The organism is Flavobacterium sp. GSB-24 (genome assembly GCF_027924665.1).
Taxonomy (GTDB): domain Bacteria; phylum Bacteroidota; class Bacteroidia; order Flavobacteriales; family Flavobacteriaceae; genus Flavobacterium.
In genome coordinates this window covers 4,131,790-4,144,924 of record NZ_AP027043.1, presented here as the reverse complement: position 1 = coordinate 4,144,924, position 13,135 = coordinate 4,131,790, and the positions used below count along the sequence as shown (strand labels likewise).

12 protein-coding genes are annotated in these 13,135 nt (G+C 35.5%); 5 read left to right on the top strand and 7 right to left on the bottom strand.

All coding sequences use genetic code 11. From position 1 onward, the window contains the following. Positions 1-220: 220 nt before the first annotated feature. Positions 221-730 carry a hypothetical protein gene (locus QMG60_RS17730; RefSeq protein WP_113679120.1) on the top strand — a complete coding sequence of 170 codons (510 nt, stop codon included), beginning with the start codon at positions 221-223 and terminating at the stop codon, positions 728-730. Between the two features lie 69 nt (positions 731-799). On the opposite strand, the gene fucP is transcribed toward QMG60_RS17730, so the two are convergent. The 7 genes from fucP to QMG60_RS17695 form a co-directional block, all read right to left on the bottom strand. Beyond that, positions 800-2,104: an L-fucose:H+ symporter permease gene (gene fucP, locus QMG60_RS17725; protein ID WP_281865864.1), complete on the bottom strand. Its 1,305-nt coding sequence runs from the start codon at positions 2,102-2,104 to the stop codon at positions 800-802. Positions 2,105-2,266: 162 nt separating this feature from the next. Beyond that, positions 2,267-2,710 carry a MaoC/PaaZ C-terminal domain-containing protein gene (locus QMG60_RS17720; RefSeq protein ID WP_057116114.1) on the bottom strand — a complete coding sequence of 148 codons (444 nt, stop codon included), beginning with the start codon at positions 2,708-2,710 and terminating at the stop codon, positions 2,267-2,269. Between the two features lie 109 nt (positions 2,711-2,819). Beyond that, complete coding sequence (locus tag QMG60_RS17715; protein ID WP_281865863.1) at positions 2,820-3,893, bottom strand: Gfo/Idh/MocA family oxidoreductase; 1,074 nt, start codon at positions 3,891-3,893, stop codon at positions 2,820-2,822. 33 nt (positions 3,894-3,926) lie between these two features. Continuing rightward, positions 3,927-5,183, bottom strand: a complete 1,257-nt coding sequence (locus tag QMG60_RS17710) for an extracellular solute-binding protein (RefSeq protein ID WP_281865862.1) — start codon at positions 5,181-5,183, stop codon at positions 3,927-3,929. Continuing rightward, the gene (locus tag QMG60_RS17705) at positions 5,183-6,322 is read right to left on the bottom strand and encodes a CaiB/BaiF CoA-transferase family protein (protein WP_281865861.1); all 1,140 of its coding nucleotides are present in this window, start codon (positions 6,320-6,322) and stop codon (positions 5,183-5,185) included. Before QMG60_RS17705 ends, QMG60_RS17710 begins: the two co-directional genes overlap by 1 nt. Continuing rightward, complete coding sequence (locus QMG60_RS17700; RefSeq protein WP_281865860.1) at positions 6,319-7,470, bottom strand: CaiB/BaiF CoA-transferase family protein; 1,152 nt, start codon at positions 7,468-7,470, stop codon at positions 6,319-6,321. Before QMG60_RS17700 ends, QMG60_RS17705 begins: the two co-directional genes overlap by 4 nt. After that, a complete protein-coding gene (locus QMG60_RS17695; protein ID WP_281865859.1) occupies positions 7,467-8,615 on the bottom strand; it encodes an extracellular solute-binding protein in 1,149 nt (382 codons plus the stop codon). The genes QMG60_RS17700 and QMG60_RS17695 overlap by 4 nt, the downstream gene beginning before the upstream one ends. Positions 8,616-9,016: 401 nt before the next feature. Between QMG60_RS17695 and QMG60_RS17690 the strand changes: the two genes are divergently transcribed. From QMG60_RS17690 to QMG60_RS17675, 4 genes are all read left to right on the top strand, one after another. Next, positions 9,017-9,871: a fumarylacetoacetate hydrolase family protein gene (locus QMG60_RS17690; protein WP_057116108.1), complete on the top strand. Its 855-nt coding sequence runs from the start codon at positions 9,017-9,019 to the stop codon at positions 9,869-9,871. Positions 9,872-10,054: 183 nt separating this feature from the next. Further along, on the top strand, positions 10,055-11,068 hold the full coding sequence (locus tag QMG60_RS17685) for a zinc-binding alcohol dehydrogenase family protein (protein WP_281865858.1): 1,014 nt from the start codon (positions 10,055-10,057) through the stop codon (positions 11,066-11,068). A 208-nt stretch (positions 11,069-11,276) separates the two neighbouring features. Continuing rightward, positions 11,277-12,074 carry an SDR family oxidoreductase gene (locus QMG60_RS17680; RefSeq protein ID WP_281865857.1) on the top strand — a complete coding sequence of 266 codons (798 nt, stop codon included), beginning with the start codon at positions 11,277-11,279 and terminating at the stop codon, positions 12,072-12,074. Between the two features lie 6 nt (positions 12,075-12,080). Continuing rightward, a complete protein-coding gene (locus QMG60_RS17675; protein WP_281865856.1) occupies positions 12,081-12,911 on the top strand; it encodes an amidohydrolase family protein in 831 nt (276 codons plus the stop codon). Positions 12,912-13,135 lie beyond the last annotated feature (224 nt).

Genomic DNA, 13,135 nt, shown 5'->3' with positions numbered 1-13,135 from the left:
ATATAAGTTCCACTGAGATCATAATTCGTAGATCACTTATTTAATAAAAACATGACTCCAAACGCCTCAGAAATGAGGCGTTTTTTTTTATTGTATATCGGTTGAAAATTACTATTCGTCGATTAGTATTGCCCTTCTGTATAATCAATGCAAGAACCATAATTATTGGCATTACTTTAGATTATTATCTACTAAGATTAACATTTAAAAATCTAAAAACATGAAAAAGTTAGTATTCGCCTCAGTGCTCTTTATGAGTGTATTTTTCGCCCAAGCGCAAGTATCCATAAATGTAAATATTGGAACACCGCCAAGCTGGGGTCCACAAGGTTATGATGACAGCAGATATTATTACCTGCCAGATATCGATGTGTATTATGATGTAAATCAAAGCGTATTTATCTACGATAACGGCGGAAAATGGATACGTGAAAAAAGATTGCCATCGAGATATAGAAACTATGATTTGTATTCAGGTTATAAAGTAGTTTTGAGCGATTATAGAGGAGATTCTCCATATTCTTATCACACCAAACACAGAGCTAGTTATCCAAAAGGTTATCATGGAAAACCTCAAAAAAACAGAGGAGAAAAACCAGTAAAAAACGCTAAACCAAAAGGGCAGAAAAAGCAGGACAATAGCGATAAGAAGAAAGATTATAAATACGATAAAAACTCCAAACAACAGTCAAACAAAGACCACGATCATTCTAACGGCAATCGTCGTTAGTTCTTAAACATGACTAAAAGAAAACGCCTCCAATTGGAGGCGTTTTTTGATTTTATTATATATCTAAAATTATTCAGAAACCGTTTTTACTTTATGACCAAAAACCCCAAAAGAAAGAATAATCAAAAAGCAAACTAACGGAATAATATATCCGGACTGAATATCATCATGATTCATGTCGATTAAAGTCCCCATTCCGTAAGGAATAATCGCTCCGCCGACAATTGACATTACTAACCAAGAAGATCCCGTTTCAGTATTCGATTTTAAACCTTTAATTCCTAATGAGAAAATAGTTGGGAACATAATTGACATGAAAAATCCAATTCCTCCAAGAGCATAAATAACTACAATTCCAGAGCCATAAATAGCAACTAGACATAATAAAACACTCATTACGCAGTAGATTGAAAGTAAAACATAATCTTTTACATAACGCAAAAAGAATGTCCCAATAAAACGTCCTGCCATAAAAAGGAAGCCGTAGATTCCCAGATAATATCCTGCCGTTTTTTCGTCTAAACCAGCACCTTGCTGTGCAATTCTGATAAAGAAACTTGTGATACAAACTTGTGCACCCACATAGAAAAATTGAGCAGCAACTCCCCAGCTTAAATGTCTAAATTTTAAAACAGAGAAAAATCCCGGTTTAATTTCAGCTTCGGTATGCGTTGCTTTCATTGACGGCAATTGCACGAAGTAGAAAATAATGGCAACCAAAACCAAAATACTTCCTAATACGATATATGGCATTTTTACAGAAGCAGCTTCTCCTAATAAATAGGCCGCTTTTTCGGCTTCTGGCATCGCAGCCATTTGTTCTGGCGTATGATTTGTTCCAGAAAGAATAAATAATGAACCTACAATTGGAGCAACCATTGCTGCTAATCCGTTGAAAGAAGCCGCTAAATTCAATCGTTTAGAAGAAGATTCAGCTGGTCCTAATATCGCAGCATACGGATTTGCACTTGTTTCTAAAATCGTCAAACCACATCCGATTACAAATAAGGCGAATAGAAACAATTCGTAAGTTCTCGTATTGGCTGCAGGTACAAATAGAAATGCTCCAACAGCAAAAACCAGCAATCCTGTTATAATACTGTTTTTATAACCAAATCTTTTAATCAGCATTCCGGCAGGAATCGCCATAATAAAGTAAGCAAAGAAAACTGAAGTATCAATTAAAGTAGATTGGCGGTTGTTTAGTTCACAAGCCTTTTTTAGGTGCGGAATCAAAACAGAATCTAAATTGTGGGCCATTCCCCAAAGAAAAAATAGGCATGTAACTAAAATAAAAGGAAGAAGATATTGTTTTTGATTTCCGCCTTCCGTCGGCACTTCATGTAGATCGCCAGCTTGGTTTGTAATTTGCATTTTTAGATAGTTTTTTAGTTTTTTTTATAGTTGCTAAGGTTCTGAGGTGCTGAGATTCTAAGTTTTTTTCTTTTCGAGAAAAAAAAATGTTTTGCAAATAATCTCGCAGAGCCTCTAAGATGCAAAGTTTTTAAAATCTTAGAACCTTAGTATCTTAGAATCTTAGGATCTTTTCTTCACAAGCAATAGATGATCACATACCAAAACGACTTCACCTCGCTGGTTGATAATTTCTACATGTTCGGTTACGGTTCCCATTTCAGGATTTTTAGCTTCGCCTTTTTCAGAAATCGTAATTTCTGAGTGAATAGTATCGCCAATATGAACAGGTTTTACAAAACGCATTTTGTCATAGCCCCTAGAAAAAGCTTCTGGATTAATTTCAGATGCCGTTAAGCCGATTCCAATGCTGAAAACCATAGTTCCGTGTGCAATTCTTTGTCCGAAGGGTTGTGTTTTACACCATTCTTCATCCATATGGTGCGGGAAGAAATCTCCCGTATGTCCGGCATGAACCACAAAGTCAGTTTCTGTGATGGTTCTGCCTAAAGTTACTCGTTTGTCGTCGATTTGATAATCTTCGAAAAAAGTGGATTTAAAATACATAATCTAATTACTTTTTATTCGTCAGACTCTTTCAAATAAATGTCAAAATCACGTTTGTTTTGAAGAGGACTTAAATTTTGTTTTTTGGTTTTGAAATATAGTGTTTTAATTACACTTCATCAAAAGAAATACCGCCATTTTTACTGCTGATATAACAAGCTTCTACAACTTTCATTGTGCCTAAAACATCTTGAACACTGGCAGATAATATTGTATCAGAACCTTCCTTGTAGCGTATCAGATTAGACATTGCGCCAATAAATGCTTCCGGAAACCAAGATCCTTCCAGTTTAACTTCGGTCCATTCGTATTCTTTTTCATTATCTTTTTTAGCTAAAGCGTACTCAAAAACGTCTGGAAGACCGTCAGGATAATTCATTAATAAGCCCATTTTTGCTCGAATAGCACCTTTTGTTCCTTCCCATTTGATGTAACTTTCCTCATGTTTTGGACCAAAGTGATGATCATGATTCGTATTAATAACCACATGCATATCTTCGGCATAATCTAAAATAATTGTCGATCTGCTTGAAGATAATTTTTTAAGCGGATGTTTAGCCGTTTTGGCCATAACTCCTTTCGGATTTCCCAAGAAAGATCGAATACAATCAATGTAATGCACGCTGTGAAAAAGAATTTCCAATCTCGGATGTTCTTTAATTAAAGGAAATAATTCCCAAGGTGTATTTACCGTAACTTTAAACTCTAAATCGTATAATTGGCCAATAATTCCTTCATTAATTAAATAACGGGCAGCGCTGACAAACGAAGCAAATCGAAGCTGAAAGTTGATTGCAGCAACCAGATTTTTTCTTTCGCAAACCGCCACAATTTCCCGTGCCTGAGCCAGATCATTTCCCATTGGTTTCTGAATCAAAACAGCGGCTCCATCAGGAAGCTGTTCTAAAATTTCAATGTATTGGTCAGGTAAAACGGTAATATCGTAAACAGCATTTGAGGGCGCATTTTTAACCGCATCTGCCACATTTTCAAAAACATGATCGATTTTGAATTGTTTCTGTAAATCGTATGCTTTAGAAATTGTTCTGTTCGTAATACCAAAAACTTTAAAACCAGCCATTTCGTAAGCTGGAAGGTGTGCATCTTTTACGATACCACTCGCCCCGATAATGATAATTGGCTGTTCTGTTTCGGGAAGTAATGGTTTATAGGGAATATTCATTTGTTCTATATTTTGAATTTGAGCCTGCCAAGTTTAATTTTTGACAGAGCTGTGTAATGTTGTTCCTTGACTTAATTCTCTAATTTTTTTCTGAGTTTCCTCTAACAATATTTCAGACGAAATATCGGTTTCAATGGCTTTCAAAACAGTGCTGTCAATCAGTTCTGCTACTTTTGGCCAGATTGGTGTTTGAGGTAATGTTAGCGCATTTTCATGAAGCATTTCCAGTTTATGATAAAACGGAATTAAAGTATTAATTTCTTCATCTTTCCAAGTTGATTTCCTACATCCAATACCGCCTTCAGTCGTTAATAATTTGTCGCTTTCTGGCGTTGTGGCAAAACGCAAAAAATCGTATGCCAGTTTTTTGTGTTTGCTTCCAGATCCAATGGTATACAGCCAATATACATTCAAAGAAGCTGTTTTATAACCCGGATCGGATGGAAGGGAAGTGATATCGATTTTTCCTTTTACTTTCGAATCTTCAATTACTTCTGCCATAGAAGCAAATCCAAACCAGTTGATTGCCATTGCAGCTTGTCCTTCGGCGAAAGCCAGACCTGCTTCAACCGAACCAAATTCTCTCGATTTTGGATGAACAGCATTTTTATCGGTGACCATTTTTCGATAGAAATCCAATGCTTTTATGGCTGCTTCATTATGAATGTCAATCTGATTTTTTTTGTTTAATAAAGAACCGCCTCTTGTCCATAATTGCAGACAAAAGTCAAAAACCATGTTGTGCCCGTCTGGATAATTGGCAAAAACAGAACCGTATAAATTTTGTTCGGGACGATTAAAGAATGTTGCAATTTCTGCGAATTCCTGCCACGTTTTTGGTGTAGAAAGTTCGTAACCAAACTGTTTTCTAAAATTCTCTTTTTCTGTTTTGTTTTCGAATAAATCTTTTCGGTAGATCAGACATTCTGGTCCATCGTGAAAGGGAAGTCCGAAAATGCCATTACTTAGTTTTTGTAAATGCAAAAGCGATTTATGCCATCCAAAAGGATAATTTTCTGGTGGATTTTCTCCAATTAAGGAAAACAAATTAAGAACCGCATTTTCGTTTACAGCATCAAAAATCCAATCGGTGTTAATGTGAGCAATATCCCATTTTCCTTCTTTTAAACCTTTTTCTGAAATTGTGGTTTCATACAAGTCATGAAGTTCTAAGGCAATCATTTCTGCTTCCATTTTTATATTGTTTTGAAGGCAGAAAGCATCCCATAATTTTTGAAGTGTACTTTCGAACGGATCGAATTTTCGAACGGCGATTCTAATTTTTTCCATCAGCAGTCTATAAATTCTTTAATAATTTTCTCGTTGTCTTGACCCAGTTTTGGCGAACCTTTTCCAGAAGTCAGATATTCGCCGTCTATTTTTATTGGACAGCGTGTTGTTTTATAAGTGTAGCCGTCAAGCATTTCGACTTGTTGGGTAAAATTCAACACCTTAAATCCATCTTCAGCAAATAGCTGCTGATAATTTAAAACTCCTGCACACCAAATATCTGCGGGTTCTAAAATGTCCAGCCAAAACTGTGTTTCCTGCGTTTGCAAATGATCCGCAAGAATATTTTTAATTTCGTCTCTTAATGTGAATTTATTTTCAGGAAACTGTAATAAATCATCACATTTTAGCAGAGAAGCCAAAACAGGAATTGATCCCATTGCTAGTGCTAAATAACCGTTTTTGGTTTTGTAAATTCCGTATGGCGCGCCCAAATACGCATGTGCATTATTGGTTTTGGTTCGAACAGGCAATTCGCCTCCGTCATTAAAATAAGTTGTAATCGTCTCAAATTGAAAATCAAATGCCGATTCGAGCATGCTTACCTGAACCTGCGCCCCAATATTATGCGTTGCTTTTCTGTATAAGGCAGCCAAAATTCCCTGCGCCAAATGCGCTCCAGCGAGCATATCAACGATCGATAGTCCCATTGGTACCGGGCCGTCTTCCTGATTACCGCTCAACCAAGTCAAAGCCGTTAAAGATTGCAAAAGCAAATCCTGACCTGGTAAATTTTTTAAATCTGGATGTTCTCCAAAACCTGAAATCGAAGCATAAATCACATTTGGATTAATACTTTTAACTTCATCATAACTTAAACCAATGCGTTCCATAACTCCAGGTCTGAAATTATGCATCACAACATCAGCTTTAGCTAATAATTTTTTTAATTTTTGAAGTTCCTCAGGCTGTTTAAAATCAATTGCAAATGATTCTTTGTTTCTGTTGATGGTATGAAAAACAGACGATTCGCCATTCATAATCAAATCAGAAGTATATAAAGTACGGCAGATGTCTCCCGTTCCCGGCTTTTCTATTTTTATCACACGCGCTCCCAAGTCTGCCAGACGTAAACTCGCCGACGGACCCGAAAGAAACTGACTGAAATCTACAATTAAATAATCTTCTAATGGCTTCATTTCAAATCGTTTAAAAATTGTTCGTGTATGCTTAAATTATCCTGACCTACTTTTGGTGCTGCTTTTTCGCTTAGCAGAATTTCTCCATCCAATTGAATCGGACTTCTGGTTGTAACCAAAGTTTCGCCTTCGGCATTTTTTACGGTTTGTTTCAGCTGTAATTCATTTACAAAAGGCTGATTATCCAGTTCTTCGTAATTGAAAACTTTACCGCACCAGATTCCTTCTTGTTGAAGGATTTCAATCCAATAATCAGAAGTTTGGGTTTGAATTCTTTCGCTTAAAATCGTTCTGATTTCATCTCGTTTTTCAAACCAAAGATGTTTATCTGTAAATTCAGTTAAATCTAAACCTAATGCTTTTCCAATGAAAAGTAAATCGCCCATTGCAAGTGATAAATAACCGTCTTGCGTTTGGTAAACACCATAAGGGGCACTTAAAAAAGCATGTGCGCTTCCTTTAATATCACCTCTTTCAGGCAATTGACCTCCATCATTTAAGAAAGAAGTAATGGCTTCAAATTGTACATCGAGAATCGATTCTAATAAACTGACTTCAACCAAAACACCTTTTTTAGTTTTAGCTCTTTTTAAAAGTGCGGCCAAAATTCCCTGTACAAAATGATTCCCGCACATTAAATCGGCCACAGCCAAACCAAAAGGAACTGGACCTTGGCTTTTGCGTCCGCTCAGCCAGCTTAATCCAGAAAGCGATTGCAATAATAAATCCTGTCCAGGTTTCTTTGCCCACGGACCTTCATTTCCGTAACCTGTAATGGTTCCGTAAATAATTTGTGGATTTATAGAAAGCGTATTTTCAAAATCTAAACCGATTTTTTCCATCACGCCAGGTCTGAAATTATGTGTCATAATATCAGCCTTTTGAATCAGTTTTTTAATTAAAACTAAATCGTCAGGATTTTTTAAATCGGCTGCAAAAGATTCTTTATTTCGGTTTATGGTATGAAAAAGCAAACTGCTGTCATCAACAAATAAATCTTTGATGCTCAATTGTCTGCAGGCTTCACCTTTTACAGGACGTTCGATTTTGATGACACGTGCGCCCAAATCGGCTAGTTTTAAACCAGCAGAAGGTCCTGCCAAAAACTGACAGAATTCTAAAACAATTAATCCTTCTAAAGGCTTCATATTGTCTGAATTTTTAGAGATTCTGCGTAAAGCGAATTCATTTCTTCCAATACTTTTAGTTCGTCTCCGCCTTTCATCAAATAATTGCGAACCACATCGCCTACATGATCTTGGAAATACATATGTCCATAATATCTCGGACGAAGGAATGCGCGTTCTAAAGCGGGTAAAGTGTTTTTGAAATAATCATGCGTTACACCATTAATTCGCTCACTTTTCCAAGCCTGCAAATGGCCTGGCTGACCACCATTATCCGTATAAATATTTTGCTGTATTTGAGATGAACCTGTAAATTCAGCATATTTAACCGCTTCATCAATATGCTGGCTGAAAGATGAAACCGCTAATCCTGTTCCGCCCAATGACGAAATCATTGGATTATCATTCAATTTTACTAAATCGTAAAAATGTAAAAGTTTACGGCTGTAGCCAATTCGCGAATAATTAGAATAACCATAAGCAAACGGGCAGTAAGCAATTTCATCTGAATTAACCATCGCTTCATAAACCTGAATTGGGTTTCTGTTAAAGTTAGCTGGATCAATCAATTGTGCCAATTCCCTAAACATTTGAAGCGCTTTGATTCCTGTTGTTTTAGAAATTACTTTTTCTTCAGAAAGAAAAGGAGCTTCGCCTAAACTGCAGCAAAACATATAAAAACTCATTAAAACATCTACCGGAATTCCAGCAAAAGCCACTAAGCCTTTTTTAGCCAATGCCAACAAATCGTCGTACGTTTTAGGTACTTCTAAGTTGTTTTTTTCTAAAAGATCCAAGCGGGCAGAGGCAACCGGAGTTGCAGCATCTATAGGAAGCGCCCATAATTTATCATGAAAAACATAACTTCCGTAAGATTTTCCGACAGTGTTAATTTCTTGATCTTTAATATATTCGTCTGATAAATAATCAGATAACGGAAGAATTGCTTTGGTCTGCGCTCCAAAACCAGTCCAAGGATGATCGATTACCAATAAATCAAATCTTTTGGCTAAATCTTCAATAGAAGCATCTGCGAATTCTTGTAAACTTCTCTTTTCCCATGAAATTTCAACTTCTGGATGTAGTTCAGTAAAACGCTGCGATGTGGCTACCATAGGAAGCAGACCTCTTGTATGGTTCCAAGTTATGCCTTTTAATTTTATCATTTTATATAGGAATTTTGGGTAGTGAAATCGTTTGAAATAATAAATGTAAAAAATACAATTACAAAAGTAGAAATAAGATTTAAATGAACAAGAAATCCTATGTTTATTGCAGATCTTTTTTTACGTAAATCGATATTTAGTGATATAATTTTTACAAACCATCTAAAAAATGTTATAAAAATTTAAACTTTAGTCATTTTAAGTAATGGAAAATAAAATATATCTCGAATATTAATTTTTAAAAATTACTTTTGTAATTGTAAAATTTACATTTATTATTTTTGCTAGGTCTTTTTTATCAAAATTGAATTGGTAAATAGAAGACTTAGCCATAAAACAGAAGTGTTTGATGAAGTTCATTCATCAGAAAAAAATAAACTAACAATTAAAAATATACGATTATGAAATTAATACGTTTTGGAGAAATCGGAAAAGAGAAACCAGGAGTTTTAATTGGAGAAAAGAGATATGATGTTTCTTCGATTGTAACCGATTTTAACGAAAGTTTCTTTGAAGAAAATGGATTAGAAAAACTGCAAAAAGCATTAGAAAGCAATCCGACTTTGCCAGAAGTAGATGCTTCGGTACGTTTGGGTTCTCCAGTTGCACGACCTTCTAAAATTATTTGTATTGGTTTGAATTATATCGATCACTGCAAAGAAACAAATGCGCCGATTCCGACTGAACCTATTATTTTCTTCAAATCGACTACTTCTTTATGCGGACCAGATGATGATTTGATTATTCCAAAAAACAGCGAAAAAACAGATTGGGAAGTAGAATTGGCATTTGTTGTAGGCAAAAAAGCAAGTTATGTAGAAGAAGCGGAAGCTTTGGATTACGTTGCAGGTTATGCTTTGTTGAACGATTACAGCGAAAGAGCTTTTCAATTGGAACGCGGCGGGCAATGGGCAAAAGGGAAAGGAAGTGACACTTTTGCGCCTCTTGGACCATTTTTGGCGACCAAAGACGAAATCGCAGATGTTGACAATTTAAAGATGTGGCTGACAGTAAATGGCAAAAAATACCAAGACAGCAATACCTTAAATTTAGTTTTCAAAATTCCTTATTTGGTGCATTATTTAAGTCAGTTTATGACTTTGCTTCCTGGCGATATTATCAGTACAGGAACGCCTCCGGGAGTTGGTTTAGGAATCAAACCAGATCCGATTTACCTTAAAGCAGGAGATGTTGTAGAATTGGGAATTGAAGGTTTAGGGACAAGTAAACAAAAAGCTGTAGCTTATAAAAAGTAATATAACGATCTGTTATTGTACTAACGAATGATGGCGCTGACAAAATGGATTTATTTTGTAAAAACGCAGATTCAAACGGATTTTATATTTAAGAAATTAATCAAAAATCCGTTTAAATCCGTGTCTTCGCGATAGCGAATCTGTATCATCCGCGTATAATTAGAAATTTAAACGAATTAAAAAATGAAATATATTGTTTGCGAAAAGCCGCAGGAATTTCTTTTAAAAGAAACCAGTATTCCAGAACCAAAAGAAGGCGAAGTTTTATTGAAAATAAAAAGAATTGGTATCTGCGGAACTGATATTCATGCTTTTGGAGGAACTCAGCCCTATTTTGAATATCCAAGAATTTTGGGACACGAATTGGCAGCGGAATATGTAAAAGGAAATGCAGCAGGTTTTAAACCCGGAGATAAAGTTACTTTTATTCCATATTTCAACTGCGGAAAATGTGTGGCGTGTCGAAACGGATTGACAAACTGCTGCGTAAATATTAAAGTTTTTGGAGTACATATTGATGGAGGAATGGCCGAATATGTTTCGATTCCTGAACAATATTTACTGCACGGTCAAGGTTTAGATTATGATGAATTGGCTTTGGTTGAACCTTTGGCAATTGCAGCACACGGAGTAAGAAGAGCGGCTGTTAAGTCAACGGACACTGTCTTAGTTATGGGCGCAGGACCTATCGGAATTGGTTTGATTCAGTTTGCTAAAATCGCTGGAGCAAAAGTAATTGTGATGGATATCAACGATTACAGATTAAATTTCTGTAAAACGGAATTAAATGCAGATGAAACGATTAATCCGTTAAACGATGATGTTGCGCAAAAATTAGCTGAATTGACCAATGGCGACATGGCAAATGTGGTGATCGATGCAACTGGAAATCAGAAAGTAATGAACAGCGCTTTCAACTATATTTCGCATGGCGGAAGATTTGTTTTGGTTGGACTACAAAAGGGAGAATTGAGTTTCAGTCATCCTGATTTCCATAAAAGAGAATCAACTTTAATGAGCAGCAGAAATGCCACAATCGAAGATTTTGAATATGTAATGAAATGTTTGAAAGAAGGCAAAATCGATCCGAAGAAATACATTACGCATAGAACAAGTTTTTCTGAAATGATTAATGATTTTGGAAGCTTGATTGATCCGAAGAATAATGTGATTAAGGCGTTAATTGAAATTGATTAATTTGTGAAAAGTGAAAAGTGAAATGTAAAAAGTGATTTGTGAAATGTGAAATGTGAAATGTGATTTTCGTTATATAGACATAAAGCGATCGGATTTTACATTTCACATTTCACCTCTTATATTTCACAAAAAGAAAAATCATTTTACATTTCACAAATCACTTTTTACAAAAGAGACATTTTACAAATTACATCTAACACAAAAAGAAATGGATTTAAACTTAAAAAATAAAATAGTTGTTGTTTCTGGTTCGGCTGGAAAGGAAGGCAGTATTGGAGAAACGATCGTTAACAGACTGGCAGATGAAGGTGCAATTCCGGTTTTGGTTGACAGAAATGCAAGAGGTTTTGAATACGTGGAAAAACTTCAAAAAAGAGGCGTTAATTCTTTATTTGTTCAGACAGATGTAACCGATCCCGTAGCAATAGAAAATGCTGTAAAAGTAATCGCAGCAAAATACGGCAGAATCGATGCTATTATTAATAATGTTGGTGTAAATGACGGTGCAGGATTAGATTCAAGCTACGAGGATTTTATGAATTCATTGAAATTGAATGTAGTAAGTTACTTTCTACTGGCTAAATATGCACTTCCATATTTGAAAGAATCAAAAGGAAATATCTTAAATATTGGTTCAAAAGTAGCTTTAACAGGGCAGGGCGGAACTTCAGGTTACGCTGCTGCGAAAGGCGGAGTTTTGGGACTTACCAGAGAATGGGCAGTAGATTTGATTCAGTTTGGAATTCGTTCGAATGCAATTATTATTGCGGAAAGTTATACTCCGGCTTACGAAGATTGGATTAAAACATTGCCAGACGGCGAAACAGTTTTAAATAAAATCAATAAAAGTATTCCGTTAGAAAGCCGAATGACCAAAACAGAAGAAATTGCAGATACGGCACTTTTTATCATTTCAGAAAAATCATCGCATACTACAGGACAATTTGTTTTTGTGGATGGAGGTTACGTACATTTAGACCGCGCTTTAATCAGCGATGTTAATTAAAAAGATATGAGTAAACGAATAGATTCCCATCAGCATTTTTGGAAGTTTGATCCCGTTCGAGACAGCTGGATTGATGAAACGATGCAAAATATTCAGAGAGATTTTCTTCCAGAAGATTTACAGCCACTATTAAAAGAAAATCAGTTTGAAGGCTGTGTGGCAGTTCAAGCAAGTCAGTCTGAAGAAGAAACTCATTTTTTATTGGATTTAGCTTCAAAAAATGATTTCATAAAAGGTGTTGTCGGCTGGATAGATTTACGAAATGAAAATATCGATGAGCGTTTACAATTCTTTTCGAACGAAGAAAAACTGAAAGGTTTTAGACATGTTGTTCAAGGCGAAGCTGATGATTTTATGTATGGAGAAGCGTTTAGAAGAGGAATCGCAGCTTTAAAACCATTTGATTATACGTATGATATATTGATTTTCGAACGCCAATTGCCGGCAGCTATAAGTTTGGTGAAAGATTTTCCAAACCAAAAGTTTGTAATCGATCATATAGCAAAGCCAAACATCAAATCAGAAACTATTTATTCTTGGAAAAGCGGCATCGAAGAAATAGCAAAATACAATAATGTGTGGTGTAAGATTTCTGGAATGGTCACAGAAGCCGACTGGAAAAATTGGAAACCAGAAGATCTAAAACCGTATTTAGATGTAATTTTTGAAAACTTTTCAATCGATAAATTGATGTACGGATCAGATTGGCCGGTTTTAAATGTAGCTTCAGATTATAATGAAGTGGTAAAAATTTTGGAAGATTATATTTCAGGATTTTCAATTGAAGACCAGAATAAAGTTTGGTTTGAGAATGTGAGTAGGTTTTATAAGTTATAAGTTATGAGTTATGAGTTACGAGTGCATTCAAAGCTACTATACTTAACGCATAGTTTGTCATTTCGATCCCGAGGCTTCGGGAGAAAAATCTTCATAAGTAGCTCGACAATCAAAGTAAATCTTTGCGGAGTTTCTTGCGGAGATTTCTCCTTCGTCGAAATGACAAATAAAACGCAAAAAAAGAGGATATTCATGTTGAACATCCTCTTTTCTATTTTATAATA